12 protein-coding genes are annotated in these 12,979 nt (G+C 72.5%); 6 read left to right on the top strand and 6 right to left on the bottom strand.

Annotation, left to right across the window (positions count from 1 at the left end; genetic code table 11):
* Positions 1-103: 103 nt before the first annotated feature.
* Both BLV01_RS13205 and BLV01_RS13200 read left to right on the top strand, forming a co-directional pair.
* The gene (locus BLV01_RS13205; protein ID WP_091800138.1) at positions 104-1,363 is read left to right on the top strand and encodes an RNA polymerase sigma factor; all 1,260 of its coding nucleotides are present in this window, start codon (positions 104-106) and stop codon (positions 1,361-1,363) included.
* Positions 1,364-1,417: 54 nt separating this feature from the next.
* Positions 1,418-2,410 (top strand): DUF1028 domain-containing protein, encoded by a 993-nt coding sequence (locus tag BLV01_RS13200; protein ID WP_091800135.1) that lies wholly within the window; start codon positions 1,418-1,420, stop codon positions 2,408-2,410.
* A gap of 120 nt (positions 2,411-2,530) precedes the next feature.
* On the opposite strand, the gene BLV01_RS13195 is transcribed toward BLV01_RS13200, so the two are convergent.
* The 5 genes from BLV01_RS13195 to BLV01_RS13175 form a co-directional block, all read right to left on the bottom strand.
* A complete protein-coding gene (locus BLV01_RS13195; RefSeq protein WP_091800132.1) occupies positions 2,531-3,247 on the bottom strand; it encodes an MgtC/SapB family protein in 717 nt (238 codons plus the stop codon).
* Positions 3,248-3,421: 174 nt separating this feature from the next.
* On the bottom strand, positions 3,422-4,717 hold the full coding sequence (locus BLV01_RS13190) for an ABC transporter ATP-binding protein (protein ID WP_091800129.1): 1,296 nt from the start codon (positions 4,715-4,717) through the stop codon (positions 3,422-3,424).
* A gap of 40 nt (positions 4,718-4,757) precedes the next feature.
* Complete coding sequence (locus BLV01_RS13185; protein ID WP_091800126.1) at positions 4,758-6,497, bottom strand: ABC transporter permease; 1,740 nt, start codon at positions 6,495-6,497, stop codon at positions 4,758-4,760.
* The gene (locus BLV01_RS13180; protein WP_091800123.1) at positions 6,430-6,828 is read right to left on the bottom strand and encodes a hypothetical protein; all 399 of its coding nucleotides are present in this window, start codon (positions 6,826-6,828) and stop codon (positions 6,430-6,432) included. The genes BLV01_RS13185 and BLV01_RS13180 overlap by 68 nt, the downstream gene beginning before the upstream one ends.
* A 46-nt stretch (positions 6,829-6,874) precedes the next feature.
* Positions 6,875-7,537, bottom strand: a complete 663-nt coding sequence (locus BLV01_RS13175) for a hypothetical protein (RefSeq protein ID WP_091800119.1) — start codon at positions 7,535-7,537, stop codon at positions 6,875-6,877.
* A 278-nt stretch (positions 7,538-7,815) separates the two neighbouring features.
* On the opposite strand from BLV01_RS13175, the gene BLV01_RS25465 reads away from it, so the two are divergent.
* Positions 7,816-8,574, top strand: a complete 759-nt coding sequence (locus BLV01_RS25465; RefSeq protein WP_139178676.1) for a hypothetical protein — start codon at positions 7,816-7,818, stop codon at positions 8,572-8,574.
* A gap of 118 nt (positions 8,575-8,692) precedes the next feature.
* Here the strand turns inward: BLV01_RS25465 and BLV01_RS13165 are convergent, their stop codons facing one another.
* Positions 8,693-9,280, bottom strand: a complete 588-nt coding sequence (locus BLV01_RS13165) for a TetR/AcrR family transcriptional regulator (RefSeq protein ID WP_091800113.1) — start codon at positions 9,278-9,280, stop codon at positions 8,693-8,695.
* A gap of 137 nt (positions 9,281-9,417) precedes the next feature.
* Between BLV01_RS13165 and BLV01_RS13160 the strand changes: the two genes are divergently transcribed.
* From BLV01_RS13160 to BLV01_RS13150, 3 genes are all read left to right on the top strand, one after another.
* On the top strand, positions 9,418-10,494 hold the full coding sequence (locus BLV01_RS13160) for a hypothetical protein (protein ID WP_217633509.1): 1,077 nt from the start codon (positions 9,418-9,420) through the stop codon (positions 10,492-10,494).
* Positions 10,495-10,609: 115 nt separating this feature from the next.
* Positions 10,610-11,098: a hypothetical protein gene (locus BLV01_RS13155; RefSeq protein ID WP_139178675.1), complete on the top strand. Its 489-nt coding sequence runs from the start codon at positions 10,610-10,612 to the stop codon at positions 11,096-11,098.
* 201 nt (positions 11,099-11,299) lie between these two features.
* Positions 11,300-12,937 (top strand): multicopper oxidase family protein, encoded by a 1,638-nt coding sequence (locus tag BLV01_RS13150; protein WP_175485928.1) that lies wholly within the window; start codon positions 11,300-11,302, stop codon positions 12,935-12,937.
* The last annotated feature ends 42 nt before the right edge of the window (positions 12,938-12,979 follow it).

Raw genomic sequence — 12,979 nt, 5'->3', positions numbered from 1 at the left:
CCGCGTCGCGTCGTCGCGATCCAGGCGGAAACACCGGCCCCGCGCGCTCGCGCGGGCCGCCGGCCCTTGCGAGCGGCCGCGCGAGGTGGTGTCATCCCTCGCCATGACGGCCACCGACACCCACCGCGCCATCGACGCCGTCTGGCGCATCGAATCGGCCAAGCTCATCGCCGGGCTCACCCGCATGGTCCGCGACGTCGGCCTGGCCGAGGAACTGGCCCAGGACGCGCTGGTGGTCGCGCTGGAAAAGTGGCCGCAGACCGGCGTGCCCGACAACCCGGGCGCGTGGCTGATGCAGACCGCGAAGAACCGCGCCATCGACCGGCTGCGGCGGCGCAAGCTGCTCGACCGCAAGCACGAGCAGATCGGCTACGAACTCGAATCCGACCTCGACGACGCCGAGGACAAGTTCTTCGACAAGCTCGACGACGACATCGGCGACGACCTGTTGCGGCTGGTGTTCATCTCCTGCCACCCGGTGCTGTCGACCGAGGCGCGGGTCGCGCTGACCCTGCGCCTGCTCGGCGGCCTGACCACCGACGAGATCGCGCGCGCCTTCCTCGCCGCGGAGCCGACCATCGCCCAGCGCATCGTGCGCGCCAAGCGCACCCTGGCCGACGCGCAGGTGCCGTTCGAAGTGCCGCGCGGCGAAGAATTGGCGCAGCGCGTGTCCTCGGTGCTGGAAGTGATCTACCTGGTGTTCAACGAAGGCTATTCGGCCACCGCCGGCGACGACTGGATGCGGCCGAACCTGTGCGAGGACGCGCTGCGCCTGGGCCGGATCCTGGCCGGGCTGATGCCGATGGAGGCCGAAGTGTTCGGCCTGGTCGCGCTGATGGAGATCCAGGCCTCGCGCGCGAAGGCGCGCACCGGTCCGGACGGCCAGCCGATCCTGTTGCTCGACCAGGACCGCGCGCGCTGGGACCGGCTGCAGATCCAGCGCGGGCTGGCCGCGCTGGAACGCGCGGTGCAGCTCGGCGGCTCCGACGGCCCCTACGTGCTGCAGGCCGCGATCGCCGCCTGCCACGCGCGCGCGGCGACCGCGGCGGACACGCCGTGGGCGCGCATCGCCCAGTTGTACCAGCGCCTGGCCGCGCGCACGCCCTCGCCGGTGGTGGAGCTCAACCGCGCGGTCGCGGTATCGATGGCGTTCGGTCCGGAAGCGGCGCTGCCGCTGGTCGATGCATTGATGCAGGAGCCGTCGATGAAGCAGTACCACCTGCTGCCGAGCGTGCGCGGCGACCTGTTGTTCAAGCTCGGCCGGCGCGCGGAAGCGCGCGCGGAGTTCGAGCGCGCCGCGGGCCTGACCCGCAACGGGCGCGAGCGCGAGTTCCTGCTCAAACGCGCCGCCGAATGCGGATGACGCCGGCACGGCGCCCGCACCGGTAGTCCCGCACCGCCACCGACAGGAGTCGCCATGCTGCCGCGCCTTCGCCACGCCGCCGTCGTCGCCGCCCTGGTCTGCGCGCTGTGTTGCGCGCCGGCCCGCGCCACCTATTCGATCGTCGCCTGCGATGCCGCGGGCGACTGCGGTGCGGCGGTCGCGACCCACAACCTCGCCGTCGGCGCGAGCGTGATCTACGCACAGGCGAAGGTCGGCGCCGTGGCGACCCAGTTCGAGACCAACCCGCAGTACGGCCCCAAGGGCCTGGCGCTGCTGGCGCGGGGCGTCGCGCCCGCGGATGCGCTGCGGCGCCTGCTCGAGGAGGACGGCGGCTTCGACGGCGGCGATATCGGCGAACGCCAGGTCGGCCTGGTCGATGCGCGCGGTCGCGCGGCGACGCATACCGGCGCTGCCGCGCAGGCGTCGGCCTGGGCCGGCGCGCGCAGCGGCGAGGGCTTCGCGGTGCAGGGCAACGGACTGGCCTCGGCCGAGGTGCTGGAGGCGATGGCGGAGGCCTACCGCGGCGGCCGCGGCGACCTGTCCGAGCGGCTGATGGCCGCGTTGCGCGCGGGCCAGCGCGCCGGCGGGCAGCGAATCGGCGCGATGTCGGCGGCGCTGCGGGTGGCGACGGTGGCGGGCGGTTTCCAGGACATCGACCTGCGCGTCGACGGCGCCGCCGATCCGGTCGCCGACTTGGCGCGGCTCGACGATCAGTTCCACGCCCACCAGGCGATGCTGGGCGCCGAACGCGCGGCGCGCCGCGGCGATGCGGCCGCGGCGCGGGCGCAGCGCAGCGAAGCCTTGCGCCTGAGCCATCAGTGGGACCGGATCTGGCGGCGCGCGGCGCGGCTGGCGATGCAACTGGGCGAAGACGAGCGGGCGCTGGAGTACCTGGGCGTGTTCGCCTCGGCCAATCCGGTGTGGGCGCGAGAGGAAGTGGACGATGCGTTGTATGTGCCGCTGCGGCAGCGGCCGCAGTTCGTGCGCTTGCGCGAGGGGCTCGGTGCGCGGGGCGCGGGTGGCTGAGCGAAGAGCGTCGGGCCTGGAGGCCCTCCCACAATAGCCGCCGCAACGCGCGAGGATGCCGGCAGCTGTTGTGGGAGGGCCTTCAGGCCCGACGCTTTCCGCTCCGGTCGCTGTCCTCCCTCAATCGCGCGTGCTCGACTCCCAGGTCGCGTGCATCACCCCCGGCAGGCGCCGCAATCGTTCCACCACCGCGTCCAGCTCGGCCGCGACCACCGCGGTGCTGACCAGGGTCGCGACGATCTGCGTCGCGGTTTCGCCGTGCTCGTCCACGTCCACGTCGCCGACCGGGTAATTCGCCGCCTCCAGGTGATCGACCAGCCACTCGCGCGCCGCCGGCGCCGATTCCGGCGCCGTGCTCAGCCGCACCTCGTAGGTCGCCTCCGACACCCGTTCGTCGATCGGCACCCGGTTGATCGCGTTGACCAGCGGCCGCAGCAAAGTGTTGCCGGCGATCACGAACGCGGTCAGCAACGCGCCTTCGGCGATCATGTCCGCGCCGGTGCAGGCGCCGACCGCGGCCGAGCACCATAGAGTCGCGGCGGTGTTGAGGCCGCGCACGTTCATGCCTTCCTTCATGATCACGCCGGCGCCGAGGAAGCCGATGCCGGAGACCACGTAGGAAATCACCCGCACCGCCTCGACGCTGCCGGCCAGGCGCATCCCTAAGTCGACGAACGCGGCCGCGCCGACCGCGACCAGCACGTTGGTGCGCAGGCCGGCGGTGCGCTGGCGGTACTGGCGCTCGGCGCCGATCAGGGTGCCCAGGACGAAGGCGGCGAGCAGGCTGGCGACGGTGTCGAGGAACGGCAGCAGCTGGAAGGTGTGCAGGAAGCGCATGGCGGCTCCGGGGGAGGGGGCTGGAAGATCGTCGTGTCCGAGCGCAGGGCGTCGGGCCTGAAGGCCCTCCCACAAGAGCGCTGAAAGCCTTCCCAGCAAAGTTTGGCGGCGGCGGATGAAGGCTGTTGTGGGAGGGGCTTCGGCCCCGACGCTTTTATGGCAGCTCGCGCGAATTCAACCCGGGTTGTCCAGGCTGAACCGGTCCGCCGCCTCGTCGTAAGCGAAATACTCTGCATAGCGTGCCCACGAGGTGACCGCGCGCACGGTCGCGGCGGCGTAGCCGGGCGACATGTGGTCTTCGAGTTCGTCGCGGAAGCGCCGCGCCGGCGCCTGGTGCGCGGCGCGCTCGTCCAGCACCCGGCGGATGTGCGCGGCCAGCGGCACGTGCGCGGCCAGCTGGCGCGCGAACAGGCGCTTGCGCGCGTCGGTATCGAGCGCGGCGAAGCGCACGCCGGTCTCGCTCAGGCGCAGGTCGCCGTCGCCGAGTTCGGCCAGGCCGAGCAGCTGCAGGCTTTCGGCGATGGGGAACAGTTCGTCGACCTCCAGCTGCAGTTGCGCCGCCAGCGCCGGCAGGTCGGCGTGGCCGCGGTAGGGCGGTTCGGCCACGGCTTCGATCAGGCCGGCGATCAGGTTGCTCGACACCGGCGGCAACTCCATCGCCAGCCCGCCGCGCGCGCTCGAACCCGGATGCGCCGAGCCGGTCATGCGCTCGTAGATGGCATCGACCAGGTCGCGGAACGCCGGGTCGAAGCGATCGCGCGGCTGCGCCAGCGTCACTTGGATCTCGTCGACCACCCGCCCCGGATGCGAGCCGAAGATCAGGATGCGGTCGCACATCAGCACCGCCTCCTCGATGTTGTGGGTCACCATCAAGATCGCCTCGATCGGCATGCGCCGCTCGGCCCACAGGTCGAGCAGGTCCGAGCGCAGGGTCTGCGCGGTCAGCACGTCGAGCGCGCAGAACGGCTCGTCCATCAGCAACACTTTGGGCTCGACCACCAGCGCGCGGGCCAGGCCGACGCGCTGGCGCATGCCGCCGGACAGTTCCTTCGGGTAGGCGCTCTCGTAGCCGTCCAGGCCGATCAGGTCGATCGCCGCCAGCGCGCGCGGACGCCGCTGCGCCGGCGCCACGCCGCGCGCTTCCAGGCCCAGTTCGACGTTCTGCAGCACGGTCAGCCACGGGAACAGGGCGAAGCTCTGGAACACCATGGCGATGTCGGCCGGCGCGCGGCTCAGCGGCGTGCCGAGGAACTCGACCTCGCCGGCGCTGGGCCGGATCAGCCCGGCGATGGCGCGCAGCAGGGTGGACTTGCCCGAGCCGGAGCGGCCGAGCAGGCCGACGATCTCGCCGGGGCGCAGTTGCAGGTCGACGTGGTCGAGCACGCGCAGCGGTTCGCTGCCGGCCTTGGGGTAGTGCTGGCTGAGGCCGCGCACGTCGATCAGCGGGCGCAGGCAGGTGTGCAGGGTCATGAGGGAGCTCCTTCGATTCGGTATGCGGACGGGCGCGCGTTCAATCCAGGCGCAGGCGGCGTTCGGCGTAGGCGTACAGCGGGCGCCACAGGGCGCGGTTGAAGGCGGTGACGAACAGCGACATCACCGCCACGCCCAGGACGATGCGCGGGAAGTCGCCGGCCTCGGTGGCGCGGGCGATGTAGGAACCCAGGCCGTAGGCCTGCACCCGCTTGTCGCCCCAGGAGACCAGTTCGGCGACGATGCTGGCGTTCCACGAACCGCCCGAGGCGGTCAGCGCGCCGGTGACGTAGTAGGGGAACACCGCCGGCCCGATCGCGCGCCGCCACCACGTCCACGAGCGCAGCCGGTACACGCTGGCCGCTTCGCGCAGGTCGGTCGGCACCGCACTGGCGCCGGCGATGACGTTGAACAGGATGTACCACTGCGTGCCCAGCACCATCAGCGGCGACAGCCACACGTCCGGGTTCGCGCCGGTGGCGAAGATCGCGATCACCGCCACCGGGAACAGCACGTTGGCCGGGAACGCCGCGAGCAACTGCGCCAACGGTTGCAGGCGTTGCGCCCAGCGCGGCCGCAGGCCGATCCACACCCCGACCGGCACCCAGATCGCGCTGGCGATGGCGATCAGCACGGCCACCCGCAGCAGCGTCGCCAGGCCGCCGCCGAACGCGGCGCGCAGGTCGTCCAGGGCCAGGTGCTGGCGCGTGTAGTCGAGCGCGAACCAGGCGCCGGCCGCGGCGGCGAGCAGCAAGGCGGCCAGCCACAGGCGGTCGGTCCACGGCGACGGCGTCGCGTCCGCGCCCGCTGCGGCCACCGGCGCGCGCGGCCGCAGCCGCAAGCACAGCGCGCGTTGCCACAGCCACGCCAGCGGCCGCAGCGCGCGCTTGCCGGCGCGGGTGCGGCGGACCAGTTCGTACATCCACGAACGCGGACGCTGCTGGCCGGCGGTCTGCTCGCTGCGGAACTTGTCGGCCCAGGCCACCACCGGCCGGAACACCAGTTGATCGCACAGCACGATCACCGCCGCCATCGCCGCCACCGCCCAGCCGACCGCGACGAAGTCCTCGCGCGCGATCGCCAGCGCCAGGTACGAACCCACGCCGGGCAGGGCGATGGTGGTGCGGCCGACGCTGATCGCCTCGGAGGCGACGATGAAGAACCAGCCGCCGGACATCGACATCATCGCGTTCCACACCAGCCCCGGCATCGCGAACGGCGCCTCCAGCCGCCAGAACCGCTGCCACGCGCTCAGGCCGAAGCCGCGCGCGACTTCGTCCAGGTCGCGCGGCAAGGTGCGCAGCGATTGGTAGAACGAGAACGCCATGTTCCAGGCCTGGCTGGTGAAGATGGCGAACACCGCCGCGCATTCGGCGCCGAGCTGGCGGCCCGGGAACAGGCCCAGGAACGCGGCCACGGTGAAGCTCAGGAAGCCCAGCACCGGCACCGACTGCAGGATGTCCAGCGCCGGCACGATCAGGCGTTCGGCGCGCCGGCTCTTGGCCGCCCAGGTGGCGACGGTGAAGGTGAACAGCAGCGAGGCCAGCATCGCCGCGAACATGCGCAGCGTGGTGCGCAGCGCGTAGTCGGGCAGGCGCGCCGGGTCCAGCGAGACCGGCGCGGCGTCGAGCGCCGCCAGCGGCGCGCGGGTTTCCATCGCCGCGTGCGCCAGCGCCACCGCGGCGGCGGCGAGCAGGGCGAAGGCGATCAGGTCATAGGCGTTGGGCCACCAGCGCGCGCGCAGCAGCGCCGGCGGGAGTTGCAGGAAGGGACGGGACATCGGGGCGGGCCTCGGAACGGCGGAGCGGATGCGCGGCGCGGTGCGCGCGGCGGTCGGGGCGGCGATCGTCGGGATCGCGGCGGTGGCGGCGGTCGATGCGCTCTCGTCCCGGCGGTTCCTCGGCCGCGCCGGCGCGGGTCCACCGGCATTCCAGGCGCCCGCTGTGCGGCGAACGCCGCCACGTCGCCAGCAGCGGGCCGCGCGCCGGCGCGGCGGCTTCGCGTTCGCGCAATTGCGCGCAGGCCAGGCGCAGCGCCGGCGCGAGGGCGCGGTACGGCGCCTGGCCCGGTTGCGGGCGGGCGCGGTGGGCGGGGAAGTGCAGCAAGGTCATGGTGTGCTCCTTGCGGTCGCTGGGACCGTGCGTGAGCGCGCCGCGTTCAACGCAGCGCGAGGTTGAAGCCCAGGGTCAGCCAGGGGCCGCGCGGGTCGCGCGCGCGGTCGCCGAGCAACAGGTCGAGGCTGGCGTCGGCGCCGAGCGCGCGGCGCAGGCCGAGTTGGCCGCCGAGGTCGCCGTGCGGATCGGCGTACAGCTCGGCCAGCGCGGTCCAGTCCGCGGCCAGCGCCTGCTCCAGGCCGACGCCGCCGGTGAGGCGCGCGCGGCCGCGGCGCGGTTGGTTCCAGCCCAGGTTGAAATGCCACAGGCGCGGGCCGGCCGGATCGGGGCCGGCGGTCAGCGGCAGGTTGACGTTCCAGCCGTCGTAGCGGCCGCTGCTCCAGCCGGCGCCGAGCGAGGCGGCCACGGCCCAGCCGTGCGCGGAGGCGTGCAGCACGCGCTTGGCGCTCAGGCCCTGCGCGGCCGGCGCGTGCGGCGCGGCGTAGTCGCTATGGCTCAGACCGAATTCGGTGCCGGCCAGGTCGCAGGCCGGGGCGAAGCTCAGTTCGCGCGCAGGCGCGGCGATGCGCAGCCAGCTTTCGAGCTGGCAACGGCCGCGCTCGACGGTGGCGGCGTCGTCGACGTACAGGCTGGCGCCGGCGCGCGCGGCGCCGGCGTGCAGCCACAGCGCCGCAACGAAGCAAAACAGGGCGAAACGGAAGGGCATCGGCGCGCTCCGGACGAACGGAAACGCCAGCGGCCACCCGGAAGCGGTCTGGGTTTTGACTGCAGTGCGATGGGAATACGAGCGCGCGCCCGCACCGCGCGGAGCGGGCAGGGCATCGATGATGGGTTACGTGCGACTCGGCTTCGTTCTGCGCGAACGGAGCCGACCTGGGACATCCCAGACCTGGAGCGATCCGTCAGCGCATGCGCTGCAGCGAAGGTCTAGATCGACTGTCCAAGGGGGGCCTCTGGCGGGCGGAAGGGAATCGTGCGGGGCGCATGATCCTCGCCGATCGCGGCCGGGTCAACCCCGCGGCGCGGCGGCGATGGCGATTCGCCGGAACCGGTTCAGTCGGGGCTGTTACAGGGTTTCAGCGCCGCGCTGCGCGCCGTCGCGCCGATGTCCGCGCGACGGTCGAGGCCGGGCGTCGCCGATGGCGTTCGCGCATCGCGGCGCTGGCCGGCATCGGATCGCTGGCGGTCGCGGGCGCGACGTTGCGCTGCTGGAATTCACACGCGACGGAACCGCCGGAAGCGGGGTTTTTATCGAATCGTTTACGCAAGCGCACCGCGGCTTCGTCCACGATCCGCGGCAAGCGACGACAGGATGCGGACATGGACGCGGTTGCATGGACAGGACTTGCGCTGCTGGCGATAGCCAACGCGCTCGTCACGCGCAAGGCGTGGCGTTGCCGGCGGTTGCGGCCGCGTGTGCGGTGCACGTTGATCGCAGGGGTGTGGCTGTTGCCGGTGTTCGGCGCGGTCTGGGCGCTGTTGGCGACCCAGGCGCAGATACCGGTGCCGGCGCGGATGCGGGTGCGGGTCGTCGCCGCCTCGCACGGTGCGCGCCGCGGACCGGCGGGCGAGGGCGCCGCGTTCTGGGCGCACTTCGGCGCGACGGTGGATAGCGGCGGCAGCGGCAACGCGCATTGCGACAGCGATTCCAGCGGCGGCTGCCATGGCGGCGGCGATGGCGGCAGCGGCGGCGATTGCGGCGGCGGCGATGGTGGGGGCGGTGGCGGCGGCGGTTGCCACTGAACCGCCGCTAGCCCGCGTCAGCGATTGCGCGAGCGGCGACGGCGACATCGCGTTTGCGGCGTAGCTGCGGTTTCGCGGTCGCAGCTTCCACGGCCGGATGCGCGAACGAATCGCGCGCTCAGGCGCGCGCCACCGTCGCCTCGATCAAGGCCGCCAGCGTCGCCGCCGCATCGGACTCGATGATGCGGCCGTGGGTCATCTCGCGCGACAGCGCTTCGCCCGCGCCGACGATGGCGACGCAGCGCCGCTGCAGTTCGTCGTCGCCGACTTTCGCGTACGGCGCGAGCAGGCCGCGATAGAACTCGACGTAGGCCGCGGTGAGTTCGCTCTGCACCCGCTCCATTTCCTCGTCGCCCTTGAGCGCGGCGAAGATCGCGTGGCATTCCGGGCCGGCGGTGCGGAAGCAGCTCATGTAGCTGGCGCCCATCAGCCGGGCCACGTCGCCCAGGCGCTTGGGCGTGCGCGCGAAGTCCTGCGCCGCGGTCGCGGCCTGGCGTTCGTCGATGCGCCGGTACAGCGCGATCAGCAGGCCCGAGCGGGTGCCGAAGTGTTCGTAGGCGATCGGCTTGCTGACCCCGGCGCGCTCGGCCAGCGCGCCCAGGCTCAGCGCGTCGGTGCCTTGCTCGCGCACCATCGTCATCGCCGTCTCCAGCAATTGTTCGCGCCGGTCGGCCTTGGACATGCGTTTGGCGGGAGCGGTGGTCATCGGTCGGCCCGTGCGGAAGAGGAGCGCGCTTGACAGCGGTGCGGGGATTGTATCTTACTATAGGTAACTTACCAATCGTAGCTTGTGTCGGCGCCATCGGGGCGCGGCGCGGGCGCGATGATCACCGGATCGCGATCATGAACGTTGCCACGGTTTCTTCTGCTGCTTCCGTTCCGTCTCCCGTTGCTTCCGATGCGGCGGCGCTCGCGCCGGTGCTGATCGTCGGCGGCTCCGGCGTGGTCGGCGCGCAGGGTGCGCAGGCGCTGCGCCGGCTGCATCCGCGCCTGCCGCTGGCGATCGCCGGCCGCGACCGCGCGCGCGCCGAGGCGGTCGCCGCCCAGGTCGGCGGCGCCGGCGCGCTGACGGTGGACCTGCAGCGCGAAGACCTCGGCCTGCCGGCCGACGCGCGCTTCAGCGCGGTGGTGGTATTCGTCAAGGACGACACGCTCAACACCCTGAAGTACGCGTTGGATCGCCGCCTGCCTTACCTCAGCACCTCCAGCGGCTCGTTCGAGATCGCGCCGGAAGTCAGCTTGCACCTGCGCCATCCCGGCCGCTCGCCGGTGCTGCTGGCCAGCCACTGGCTCGCCGGCGCGGCCACCCTGCCGGCGCTGCATTTCGCCGCGGGCTGGCGCCGGGTCGATCGCATCGGCCTGTTCGCCCTGCTCGACGAACACGACATGGGCGGTCCGGCCGCGGCCGCCGATTACGAACGCCTGACCAGCGCCGCCGCCGCGCAGATCCTCGAACGCGGCCGCTGGCGCTGGGTGCGCGGCGAGGACGCCGCCAGCGTCGGCGTCAGCGTCGACGGCACGCCGGTGCCGGCGCAGGCCTATTCGCCGATGGACGTGGTCAGCCTGGCCGCGGCCACCGGCGCGCATTCGATCCGGCTCGACCTGGCCCTGGGCGAAACCGCCAGCCGCCGCCGCGGCGAGGCGTTCTCGACCGAGATCGCGATCGAACTGGAGGGCGAGGACATGCACGGCCGTCGCGTGCGCATCCGCCACGAACTGGTGCACCCGCAGGGCCAGGCGCCGCTGACCGCGCTCGGCATCGCCCTGGGCGCTGAGCGCCTGCTCGGCCTGGACGGCGCCGCGGCGCCGGCGCCGGGGTTGTACACGCCGGACCTGTTGATCGAACCGGGCTATTTCCTGCGTCGGTTGCGCGAGGCGGGGACCTTGGTGGCGCGGCGCGAAACCGCTGCGCAAGGGTGAGCGAACGTAGCGCGCAGGGCGGCGCTTCGTCCTCGTCGCGCGGCGCTTTGTTCGCCGCTCGCTCCTGCTACATTGGCGCCGCAGGGGGCTGCCGAGACGCACCGAGGGGACGCAAGTGCAGCAAGCAATCCGACTGGCCGGCTTCTTCGCCGCCCATGGCGTGTGGTGCGTGGCCGATGGCGAGGACCTGATCCCCCTCTACGCCTTCGAGGACCCCGACGGCGAGCGCAAGATGGTGCGCTACGCCGGCGAGCAGATGGAAGACGCGGTGGCCGAAGCGCGCGCGCGGCTGGCGGAAAACCCCGACGGCGCGCGGCATGCGGTGCTGGTCCACGACGGTTTCCTGACCCTGCCCTCGGGCCGCACCGACGCGCTGATCCTGAGCGTGCGCGATTTCGCCGGCGAGGGCGCGCTGACGTTGGCCGTGCCCTACCGCAACGCCGCCCATCCGCTCGGCTTCGCCGTGCACCGGCCCAAGTTCCTGGACTGGCGCGGCGAGCAGGAACCCGACTACGGCCGTCTCGGCGAGGACTTCTTCGCCGGGGTGGAAGAACACGAAATGGGCGACCGCGTCTGGCAGGCGCGGCTGGACGATTCGATCTGAGCGATCGGCCCGCGCGGGCGGCGTCGCCCGCACCGGGCCTGCATCCGGCGTGCGCGCGGCGCGACGGCATCGCCGAACCATGATCGGTATCGCACAAAATCCTGGCGTTGCGCAAAGCAATTGCCACGGGCCGCGAACATCATGGCGGGTCGCCCGCCGCCGCGGGCGGCACCGACTCCCGCCCGCCGACGCCCGCCGCCGATGACCGATCCGCAACGCCGCCGCTTCCTCATCGGTTTGACCGTCGGCGGCGCCGCGACCGTGGCCGGGCCGATCGCGATGTGGCGCTACACCGGCGGCCACGGCCACAGCCTCGCGCCGCTGCCGGACCTGCAATCGCTGCCGCCGGATGCGCGCTTCGTGCAGCCGCTGCGCCTGCCCGGCAGCGCCGGCCCGATGGCCGAGATCGACCTGCGCGCGCCGCTGGAGCTGAGCGCGCAGGCGACCCGGTTGAACCTGTTCCCCGGCGCCGCCACCGCGCTGTGGGCCTATGCGGCGCGCACCGCCGCGGGCGAAGCGACCGTCAACCCGCTGCTGCGCGTGCGCCGCGGCGACAGCATCGACGTCGGCCTGCGCAACCGCCTGGAGGAAGACACCACCGTGCACTGGCACGGCCTGCACGTGGACGAGGCCAACGACGGCAGCGGCCTGCATCCGGTCGCCGCCGGCGCCAGCCGCCGCTATCGCCTGCGCGTGGACAACCGCGCCGGTTTGTACTGGTACCACGCCCATCCGCACGGCCGCACCGGCGCGCAGCTGCAGCGCGGGCTGGCCGGGTTGCTGTTGGTCGAGGACGAGGAAGAACTCGCGCTGCGCCAGCGCCTGGGCCTGCGCTGGGGCGAGCGCGACCTGCCGCTGATGATCGCCGACAAGCAGGTCGATACGCGCAACGCCATCGTCTACAAGGACGGCGCCGACGACTGGATCGGCAACCGCGTGCTGGTCAACTGGACGCCGGAGCCGTACCTCGACGTGATCCCGGCCTGGTATCGCTTCCGCCTCGCCAACGTGTGCAACGCGCGGATGCTGCGGCCGTGCTTCCTGCACGACGACAAGCCGCTGCCGATGCTGCTGGTCGGCAGCGACGGCGGCCTGCTCGAACGCGCCTGGCCGATCGACGACCTGTTCCTGGCGCCGGCCCAGCGCGCCGACGTGCTGGTCGACTTCGGCGCGCTCGCGCCCGGCGCCAAGGCGGTGCTGCGCAGCCTGGACTATGTGGCGATGGAGAACGAGGACGAGTCCGGCGCGTTCGCGCCCGATCCGATGGGCGACCATCCCGGCGCGGTGGCGATGGGCGAGCCGCTGGAGCTGATGGAGCTGCGGGTGATCGAGTGCGCGACCGAGCGCCCGCCGGCCCAATTGCCTTCGCTCGATGCGATGTCGTCCGTGCCGGCGCCGCCGGACACCGCCGGCTGGCCGGTGCGCGCGCTGCGCCTGCGCATGGACGAACAGGGCCGCTGGTTCATCAACGACTGGAACTTCCATCTCAGCGGCCACGAACCGGCGTTCACGGTGAAGCGCGGCACCCGCGAGGTGTGGGAGATCCGCAACAGCATGACCAGCATGCCGCACCCGATGCACCTGCACGGTTTCCAGTTCCGCGTGGTCTCGCGCGCGATCAGCCCGCCGGACATCCGCGGCCGCCAGGTCGCGCCCAACGGCTTGACCGCGCAGGACCTGGGCTGGAGCGACACCGTGGTGGTGTGGCCCGGCGAGATCGTGCGCCTGGCCATCGACTTCTCGCAGCCGTTCCAGGGCGTGCAGCGCTACATGCTCCATTGCCACAACCTCGAGCACGAGGACATGGGGATGATGCTGACCTTCGCCGTCGCCGACTGATCCTTGCGCACCGTCCGCCTCATTCTTCCGCACTTCCGGAGT

Origin of the sequence: Lysobacter sp. yr284 (assembly GCF_900107375.1) — a bacterium.
Lineage (GTDB): Bacteria > Pseudomonadota > Gammaproteobacteria > Xanthomonadales > Xanthomonadaceae > Lysobacter.
Note: the sequence above shows the minus strand (reverse complement) of the source record. Positions and strands in the feature narration are given on the sequence as shown.